Origin of the sequence: Psychrobacter sp. AOP5-GZ1-6, assembly GCF_052376345.1 — a bacterium.
Taxonomy (GTDB): Bacteria; Pseudomonadota; Gammaproteobacteria; order Pseudomonadales; family Moraxellaceae; genus Psychrobacter.
In genome coordinates this window covers 1-9,706 of sequence record NZ_JBQSVP010000117.1, presented here as the reverse complement: position 1 = coordinate 9,706, position 9,706 = coordinate 1, and the positions used below count along the sequence as shown (strand labels likewise).

Annotated in this window: 8 protein-coding genes and 1 riboswitch; of the genes, 6 read left to right on the top strand and 2 right to left on the bottom strand. The window is 42.9% G+C overall.

Features of this window, described 5'->3' with window-relative positions; all coding sequences use genetic code 11:
* Positions 1–72: 72 nt before the first annotated feature.
* Complete coding sequence (locus ACT3RN_RS12460) at positions 73–1,155, top strand: hypothetical protein (protein WP_192518325.1); 1,083 nt, start codon at positions 73–75, stop codon at positions 1,153–1,155.
* Positions 1,156–1,197: 42 nt separating this feature from the next.
* Here the strand turns inward: ACT3RN_RS12460 and thiC are convergent, their stop codons facing one another.
* Positions 1,198–3,330 (bottom strand): phosphomethylpyrimidine synthase ThiC, encoded by a 2,133-nt coding sequence (gene thiC, locus ACT3RN_RS12455; protein ID WP_225739067.1) that lies wholly within the window; start codon positions 3,328–3,330, stop codon positions 1,198–1,200.
* A 248-nt stretch (positions 3,331–3,578) separates the two neighbouring features.
* A riboswitch (TPP riboswitch) is annotated at positions 3,579–3,737 on the bottom strand.
* A gap of 301 nt (positions 3,738–4,038) precedes the next feature.
* Between thiC and pstS the strand changes: the two genes are divergently transcribed.
* The 5 genes from pstS (at position 4,039) to phoU (ending at position 9,185) form a co-directional block, all read left to right on the top strand.
* Entirely contained in the window at positions 4,039–5,199 is a 1,161-nt protein-coding gene (gene pstS, locus ACT3RN_RS12450; protein ID WP_192518324.1) for a phosphate ABC transporter substrate-binding protein PstS, read from the top strand.
* A gap of 174 nt (positions 5,200–5,373) precedes the next feature.
* Positions 5,374–6,327, top strand: coding sequence for a phosphate ABC transporter permease subunit PstC (gene pstC, locus ACT3RN_RS12445; RefSeq protein ID WP_192518323.1), 954 nt, complete (start codon positions 5,374–5,376; stop codon positions 6,325–6,327).
* A gap of 80 nt (positions 6,328–6,407) precedes the next feature.
* Positions 6,408–7,328, top strand: a complete 921-nt coding sequence (pstA, locus tag ACT3RN_RS12440; protein WP_192518322.1) for a phosphate ABC transporter permease PstA — start codon at positions 6,408–6,410, stop codon at positions 7,326–7,328.
* 83 nt (positions 7,329–7,411) lie between these two features.
* Positions 7,412–8,332: a phosphate ABC transporter ATP-binding protein PstB gene (gene pstB, locus ACT3RN_RS12435; RefSeq protein ID WP_192518321.1), complete on the top strand. Its 921-nt coding sequence runs from the start codon at positions 7,412–7,414 to the stop codon at positions 8,330–8,332.
* Positions 8,333–8,390: 58 nt separating this feature from the next.
* Positions 8,391–9,185 carry a phosphate signaling complex protein PhoU gene (gene phoU, locus ACT3RN_RS12430; protein ID WP_192518320.1) on the top strand — a complete coding sequence of 265 codons (795 nt, stop codon included), beginning with the start codon at positions 8,391–8,393 and terminating at the stop codon, positions 9,183–9,185.
* A gap of 104 nt (positions 9,186–9,289) precedes the next feature.
* Here the strand turns inward: phoU and ACT3RN_RS12425 are convergent, their stop codons facing one another.
* Positions 9,290–9,580, bottom strand: a complete 291-nt coding sequence (locus ACT3RN_RS12425) for an oxidative damage protection protein (RefSeq protein ID WP_192518319.1) — start codon at positions 9,578–9,580, stop codon at positions 9,290–9,292.
* Between the last annotated feature and the right edge of the window lie 126 nt (positions 9,581–9,706).

Below are 9,706 nucleotides of genomic sequence, written 5' to 3'. Positions count from 1 at the left end.
GGATTTTTTTATAGTTTTTATTATGAATAAATATTAAACTTGTGTTTGTTTTCGCTAAAGTTTGGAGAGATTGTGTACCGCTTTATCATCACAGGGTTGTTGTTACTAAGTTGGAGCGTTTCTAGCCAAGCTATTGAACCCGTCAGCTATTCAGGAACTTGGGCGAATGCTGCTTATTTCAATAAGAGTATTGATGTCATATCAGAGTCAGTCGACATTGATATTATAGAAGACACTAATGATAGTTATACGGTAACCTACGAGCTATATAATAATCGTGAAGGTCTACAATTCCCCTTAGTACTCGAGGTGTTTGATGGTTTGGATAGTTTTGAGCAAAGTGATGATTTCAAAATCTCTATAGACGGTCAATCAGTGCCTGTTGAGGTGCTTGCCGAGGGTGATACTGTGCTTGATACGGCTGACTTTTATTACCCAACTACAGATACAGGTGATAAAACGTTTAGAGCAGAGTCTAAATATATCAACGTCAACTTACCACAAGGGCTACACACTGTTATAGCTACTTATGAGGTCCATCCACACTATTATGGTAGTGATTGGACGGCAAGACATACCTACTCATATAGTTTAAAGCCTATGCAGCAAAGTGATGTACAGAGCCAGCGATTTCAAGGTTCAACTGTCACTCTAAATTTCGATGGTGATACTGACCATGTCACTGTCGATATCGATAATGAAGAAACGGCATTACCTGTGAATCAGCCATTACATTTCAACGATAATCTTGCAAAAGAGATTGATTTTGTTATTCAAAAACCACTGAACCCATTGGCTAGGGTATTAACGGCTGCCTCACCATTTGTAGCTTTCATTGCGCTGCTCGTGATAGGTATACGACATTTACGCATGATGAGTCGACGCGCACAAGCTCAGCCTGAGAGTCTTTGGGTGGTTATGCTGACTGGCGGATTTCTAGTCCCTTTTCTGAGCTTGATGGTCTATTATATTTTTTTACTATTGACGGATATGGTGATTGGTAAAGGGGCAACGGGAGAGAGTCGCGACCTGTTCTTTGTTTGGGTTTTGCCGTTAATGTATATAATATTAACACCTATCTATCTGGTGATTAGCTTTGTGGCTTTTATCTCGATTAAAAGGAAAAATATAAAAAAGCTTGAGCCTAGTGACTAGGTTCAAGCTTGTTAAGTTAGCCAGTTTTTAGCAAATAGAGCATTACACCTCTGTATACAACTGACGTCCTTCGCTATTGTATTTCTCGGTCATCTCAGCCATACCTTTGCTAACTTCATCAGCACTGGCCTCACCAACTTGACGAACCAGCTCGGTATCAACTTCTTTAATCAAATGACCTGCATCAGTTAAGTCACCGGTTTGCGGCGTGACTTTATTGGTAGCAGCTTTATCCAAACCCGCCGCATATTCACGCACGTTTTGGGTGATTTTCATTGAGCAGAATTTTGGCCCACACATCGAGCAGAAATGTGCTGATTTGTGAGCGTCTTTTGGCAACGTTTCGTCATGGAACTCACGCGCCGTGTCAGGGTCGAGTGCCAGATTGAACTGATCATCCCAGCGGAATTCAAAACGTGCTTTAGACAACGCATTATCACGAGACTGCGCCCCTGGATGCCCTTTGGCCAGATCAGCGGCATGAGCGGCAATCTTATAAGTAATGATGCCGTCTTTGACATCCTTTTTATTGGGCAGTCCTAAGTGCTCTTTTGGCGTGACATAGCACAGCATAGCGGTACCAAACCAGCCAATCATCGCCGCACCAATAGCACTCGTAATATGGTCATAACCAGGAGCGATATCAGTCGTCAAAGGCCCTAATGTATAAAATGGTGCATCTTCACATATCTCAAGTTGCAAATCCATATTCTCTTTAATGCGGTTCATGGCCACGTGACCTGGACCTTCAATCATCACCTGTACATCATGTTTCCATGCGATTTTGGTCAGCTCACCAAGGGTGCGCAGCTCGCCAAACTGTGCTTCATCATTAGCATCTTGCAAACAACCTGGACGCAAGCCGTCACCCAAGCTAAAGGCCACATCGTACTGCTTCATGATTTCACAGATGTCTTCAAAATGGGTATATAAAAAGCTTTCTTGATGATGGGCGAGACACCACTGTGCCATGATAGAGCCACCACGCGAGACGATACCCGTTAAGCGATTGGCGGTGAGTGGCACATAGCGTAGGAGTACGCCTGCATGAATGGTGAAGTAATCGACGCCTTGTTCTGCTTGCTCAATGAGCGTATCACGGAAGATTTCCCACGTGAGGTCCTCTGCCACACCATCGACTTTTTCGAGCGCTTGATAAATCGGTACCGTACCAATCGGCACTGGCGAGTTACGAATCAACCATTCACGAGTTTCGTGAATATGGTTACCAGTCGACAAATCCATAATGTTATCCGCACCCCAACGCGTGGCCCACGTCATTTTAGACACTTCTTCATCGATAGAAGAGCCCAGCGCTGAATTACCGATATTGGCATTGATTTTCACTAAGAAATTGCGTCCGATAATCATCGGCTCAGATTCTGGGTGGTTGATGTTGTTTGGGATAATCGCGCGACCTGCTGCTACTTCGCTACGCACAAATTCAGGGGTAATAGCTGTAGGGGTATTGGCGCCAAAGTTTTCACCATCGTGTTGACGCATATCAGTCAGTTCATGCTGTTTTTGCGTTTCGCGAATGGCGATATATTCCATTTCTGGAGTAATAATACCGCGACGTGCGTAGTACATTTGTGTGACGTTGCCAGCTTTTCCATCGACATTTTTGGCGCGGCGCGGTTTGTCGATGTGAGCGAATCTAAGGTTAGCAGTGGTGATGTCACGGGCACGCGCTTGTCCGTAAGAGCTAGACAGTCCGCTTAATTGTTCGGTATCGCCACGTTCGTTTATCCAGTTTTCACGTAGTTTTGGTAAGCCTTTAGTCAAATCAATTTCGACGTTAGGATCGGTATATACGCCCGAAGTGTCATATACATAAAACGGTGGGTTTTGTTCCCAATCGGCTTCGTCGACACCTTGTATAGGTGTAGGGTCGAGAGTGATTTCGCGCATTGGGACTTGAATATCAGGGCGTGAGCCTTCGATATAAACTTTGCGAGAGGCGGGGAGTATACGATGCAAGTCGCGCGCGTCTTCTTCGAATCGCGCATCACTTGCTGTGCGGTGAGCAGGTGTTTTTAGCGCATCCGCTTTTTTATCCGCTTTACTGGTAGTTGCTTGAGCTGGTTCCGTAGTAGGAAGCGCGTCGTCAGCTGGGATATGGAGTTTGGCTGTCTGTGTATCAGAAAGGGCTGCTTGTACATTAGAGGTATTCATATGCTGTCCTAGCGTGTTGGTTTTTGAATAAAAGCAACACCGCCAGTAGCTGCGGGGGTGGCATTTGTAATCTAGACAATTTCAGTTTATGAACATAAACCAACGACCAAACAGTATCGTCGCGGATGATGTTGATAAAACCTCAGACGCAGCTTTATATCGATACTCACGACTTTAGTAACGTCAAACGTATACTAAAACAGTCATGATAATAAAAAGGCATTTCTGCACGTCCTTTGCCATACATAACAAAGTGCTTAAGACTTCCCTGCGTCGGTACTAACCGCATCAGGTTTGGCGGGTGATCTCTCAGCGAATGTATCAAGGCGACTGGTTTAATAAAGTAATTTTAACAAAGCAATTTTAATAAATCAGGCCAATCATACACCGCACCCCGAGTCTGTCAGTGTTGTGAATCAATTGAATATTAACAAAATTCTGCTCAGACGGCTAATGATATTTAGGGGCAGGTATTATGCGATGTATTGGTATTGATAAAACTGAATAAGTTATCTTTATTAAGACGAGATATTAAGTTGTTGAAAAAATTAAGATTATCGTTTATTTATGGTTTGAATGCTGCTGATAGATATAGGTGTAATAAGGTTGTCATTAAACTGTCATTAAACTGTCATAAAAACTTGGCAAGATAACTCGCATATCACAAACAATGCTTTTTTGTATGTTGTTAAACTTTAGGAGTCTTAAATGCGTTATTCGTTATTAGCAGTAGCCGTTAGTTGTACCTTAGTACTTACGGCATGTAATCAATCAACTGAAACGACAGAGTCTGCTGCTGATAGTGCTGTCGCGACTGAGACAGCCACTACCCAAACAGCAGGGTCTTCATCTGCCACAGATTTTAAATCTGCTGAAAATATCGCAATGAATATTACTGGTGCTGGTGCTTCTTTTCCGCAGCCTATCTATGCTAAATGGTCTTACGACTACAACGCTGCGACTGGTGGTCAAGTGAATTATCAGTCAATCGGCTCTTCTGGCGGTATCAAGCAAATCCAATCAAAAACAGTTGATTTTGGCGCTTCTGATGCACCTATGACACCTGAAGAGTTAGATAAAGCTGGTTTGATTCAGTTTCCAACGGTTATCGGTGGCGTCGTACCTATCGTAAATATTGATGGTGTTGAGCCTGGCCAATTGCAGTTAGACGGTGAGACTTTAGCAAATATCTATCTAGGTAAGATTAACAACTGGAATGATCCTGCGATTAAAGCGACGAACCCTGATCTAACGCTACCTGATGCTGCGATTACTACTGTATTCCGCTCAGACGGTTCAGGTACTACCTTCAACTTCACTGATTATCTAGCAAAAGTGTCAACAGACTGGAAAGACAGTGTCGGCGTTGATAAGACAGTGAAGTGGCCAACTTCTGCCACTGGTGCAGGCGGTAAAGGTAACGAAGGCGTATCAAGCTACGTCAATCGTATGAAAAACTCAATCGGCTATGTTGAGTATGCTTATGCCAAGCAAAACAATATGTCACATACAGCCCTACGAAATGCAGCAGGTAACTTCGTGCAACCTTCTGCAGAAACGTTTGCAGCAGCTGGTGATATCGATTGGTCACAACAAGAAGGCTTTTATAAAGTTATCACCAACTCTGAGACCGAGCAAGCATGGCCAATCGCCGCTGCGACTTTCATCTTAGTACATAAGCAACCAGAAAACCCTCAGCAAGTGGCTGGCGTATTGAACTTCTTTGATTGGGCTTATACCCAAGGTGATGATGATGCCATGGCACTAGATTACGTTCCTTTCTCTGATACAGCCGTTGCGTTATTCAAAGATAAATGGAATGAAGTGAAGGGCAGTGATGGACAGCCAGCTTATACAGCAGCCCAGTAACTGATTTCTGTTAAATATTATTTAGCGTTTTTGCAGTTACCCTCTCGAATAACTATTCTCCGGTAGTTATTTGAGAGGTTTTATCACAGTAAATTTGCTCCTAAGCTTGCTGTGATAAAGCCCAATAAAGATTTCTAATATTTTGACTCAACCCTATTCAATGCTGAGACACTTATGAATGATTTAAGGTCCCAACTGGCCAAACAAAAACGCTACGATTTTTTGTTTGTCAATGCAACCAAAGCTTTTGCCATTCTTGTCCTAATGTCTTTAGGTGGTATTTTAGTCTCATTGATAGTCGGTGCATGGCCGAGTATTCAAGAGTTTGGTTTGGGCTTTTATACCAGCAATAACTGGGATACAGTTGCCAACGAGTACGGTGCATTGGCGCCTATTTACGGCACATTGATCACATCTTTTATTGCCATTTTAATTGCGGTTCCCGTCAGTTTTGGTATTGCCATATTTTTGACTGAGATGTGTCCAAAATTCTTAAAAAAACCGCTCGGTATTGCGATTGAGTTATTAGCAGGTATTCCCTCTATCATTTATGGTATGTGGGGATTGTTTGTATTTGCTCCTTTCTTTGGCGACCATATTCAGCCATGGTTCATCGAACACATTGGTCCACTGCCTATCATTGGCAAGCTATTTACAGGTGCGCCAATGGGGCTAGGTATGTTCACAGCATCTCTAGTACTTGCCATCATGATCATTCCTTTTATCGCAGCCACTATGCGTGATGTCTTTTCGGTCGTGCCAGACCTGCTTAAAGAGTCAGCTTATGGAATGGGCGCGACCACTTGGGAAGTCATGTTCAAGATTATCCTTCCTTATACCAAAGCTGGTGTGGTTGGTGGTGTCATTTTAGGGTTAGGTCGCGCATTGGGCGAGACCATGGCAGTGACATTCCTTATCGGTAATGCCTTTAATATCAGTCCAAGCTTATTTACCTCTGGTGTCACGATTACGTCAGCCTTGGCAAATGAGTTTGCGGAAGCATCGAGTGAGTTACATTTAGCCTCCTTGCTACATTTAGGCCTAATCTTGTTTGTGATTACCTTTATCGTGCTATCACTCGCTAAACTCATGCTGATGCGCATGGATCATAAAGCAGGCAATCGCTAATTGTTTGACTGCCACAGTTCGATTAAATCAATAAGTGTCGATGGTTATTGGTATTGATAAAAATACGGGAAACACGTTTTATGCCTTCTAACAATGCTACCCACGCTACTAATGCAATCAGTGCGCCGTTACCACTCAATGGTTTCCAAGGACGTTATGACAAAAGTCTTTATAACAAGCGTCGCTGGGCTAATAAGCTAGGTCTAGGCTTTGCAATGACAGCGATGGTTTTTGGTTTGTTTTGGTTATTTTGGATTCTGCTGACACTTCTGGTGGAAGGTTTTCAGGGTATGGTGCAACTGCCGATATTTACGGCTGATACACCACCGCCAATGAGTGCAGGCGGGCTACGTAACGCCATCGTTGGTTCGGTGATGTTGGCATTTTCAGGGCTGTTTATCGGAGCGCCTATTGGTCTTATGACAGGTATTTATTTATCTGAGTTCTCGCAAGGCAGTATGCTTGGCAAGGTAACGCGCTTTTTAAATGATATTTTATTATCAGCACCGTCGATTGTTATTGGTCTATTTATTTATGCACTGATGGTAAAAGGTCAAAGTTTCTCTGGTTGGGCAGGTGCGTTAGCATTGGCGCTCATCGTTATTCCTGTGGTGGTACGTACGACTGAAAACATGCTCAATCTGGTTCCTAACAGTATTCGCGAAGCCGCTTATGCACTTGGCACGCCTAAATGGAAAATGGTTACGCAAGTGACAATCAAGGCGGCTAAAGCAGGATTGACTACAGGGGTTTTATTGGCCTTTGCCAGAATCACAGGTGAGACAGCGCCACTGCTATTTACCGCGCTAAATAACCAATATTTCAGTACCGACATGGGTCAGCCTATTGCCAATTTACCCAATACCATCTATCAGTTTGCGATGAGCCCTTATGATAACTGGCATACATTAGCATGGGCCGCTGCGCTACTTATCACTGCTTCTGTCTTGATACTAAATATTTTAGCAAGATTCATTGGTGGTAGAGGTCAGACTAAGTAAGACCCAATGCTCAATGAAATGATACGACATTGAGCATTTACTTAAAACTATACGAAATTAATCGAGCTAGGTTGGACAATATTATGAATGATGTCATCAGCAAAACCCGTACAGATAAAACCACTGATCAATTCAAGACAACAACTGATAACCTGTTAAACAGATCAATGTCCACTAGCACAAATATGGAGCAACCAGATGTTGCGAACCTGACCAAGCAGACGCTTAATGACTTGCCTGAAAACATGCCACCGGCAAAAATGCAGATTCGAGATTTAAGTTTTTACTATGATGATTTTAAAGCACTAAAAAATATCAATATCGATATTCCTGATAAAAAAGTCACCGCCTTCATTGGTCCTTCAGGCTGCGGCAAGTCGACACTACTACGTACTTTCAATCGTATGTATGATCTTTACCCAGGTATGCGTGCCGAAGGTAGCATCAACCTAGATGGTAATAATATCTTGGGTAAAGATGTCGATGTGAACCTGCTGCGTGCCCAAGTCGGCATGGTCTTTCAAAAACCAACACCGTTCCCAATGTCAATTTATGACAATGTCGCCTTTGGCGTACGTCTCTACGAAAAACTGAGCAAAGCTGAGCTAGACAACCGCGTGGAATGGGCACTCAAAAAATCAGCATTATGGCCAGAAGTTAAAGACAAGCTGAAGGCATCTGGATTATCTTTGTCAGGTGGCCAGCAGCAACGATTATGTATCGCACGCAGCGTCGCGACTAAGCCAGAAGTATTGCTACTCGATGAGCCAACATCAGCACTAGATCCCATTTCGACAGGGGCTATCGAAGATTTGATTGAAGATTTAAAAAATGATTATACGATTGCTATCGTTACTCATAATATGCAACAAGCAGCGCGCGTGTCAGACTATACGGTTTATATGTATCTAGGCGATATGATTGAGATGGGCGAGACGGATCAAGTGTTTACGAACCCTATTCAAAAAGCGACAGAAGACTATATTACAGGTCGTTATGGTTGATGCTTAATTCAAAAATCTCACCGCGCTACTAAAATATGTATCTCAGGGAATACCTCTTATGCCAAATGATAAGCATATCTCTAAAAGTTTTGACCAAGATTTAGATGAAGCCATTCGATTGTTTTTACACATGGGTGATCAGGCGGCCAACCAGGTTGCTAAAGCAATCCATGCGCTTATCGATAAAGATGAGATACTAGCACAAGAAGTCATTGATATGGACTTCGAAATAAACCGAATGGAAGTAGAGTTGGACGAGCATATTTTGCTATTAGTCGCAAAACGCCAGCCCGCAGCCAGTGACTTACGTTTGGTTATGTCTATCAGTAAAGGTGTGGTGGATTTAGAACGTATCGGTGATGAAGCCGTAAAAATTGCTCAAATGGCCAGTAAGATCGCTGCACAAGGCAAACTGTCATATGGCTATGCAGAGGTGCAACATCTCAGTAATCAAGTGCGTCTGATGCTACACAATGCACTAGAGGCCTTTAGTCAGTCAAACGCTGAACAGGCATTTGAGGTTATGCGTAATGATAATATGGTCAACGATGAGTATCAGTCAGCGATTCGTGCGTTGATGACTTATATTATGGAAGACTCAAGGCATGTCTCAAAAGTCATGAATATTATGTGGGTATTGCGGGCATTGGAGCGTATTGGTGATCATGCACAGAATGTCGCTGAGCTGGTGATCAACTATAGTAGTGGTCAAGATGTCCGTCACTCAGATTACGCACAGGTCGAAAAAGCCGTACAAGAAGCCAATGATCGTATGGCAGCGCGCCAAGTTAATACGACATCAGTCACCATGTCAGTGACTGACTTTGAAGCATCAGATAGTGAAGAGCAGTAGAAAGTATCTGACGGGTATTCTGATCATAGGACACACCCTCATTATCAAAAAACGCGCTATATTGATATAGCGCGTTTTTTTGGTGATTAGGCAGTTAACAGCCCCTAACTTTCTGGTGTCCAACCCTGTGCACGCTCATAATCTTCGTTGTCCAAAAATTTATCACGTTGTTCAGTTAAAAACTTCTTGGCTGCAGGATCCAGCATACTCAAGTGGTTTTCATTAATCAGCATGGTCTGCTGCTCCAGCCATTCTTTCCATGCTTTGTCAGAGACCGTTTCTTGTAGCTCTTGACCTTTTTTGTTAGGAAAAGGAGGATGCGGCATTTTTGGTAATTCTTGTTTATATTTACGGCAAAACACGGTATTGGCTTGAGGATTAAAGGTCTCAGTCATAAAGCATTCCTTATCAGTTATATGTCGAATAATAGTATTAGCCTATGATAACGGTCTTAGACGATTTATCAAAGGGTATCTGTTATATCGTGTATAGGAGAGGTGATTGATACAAAAACACCCGCA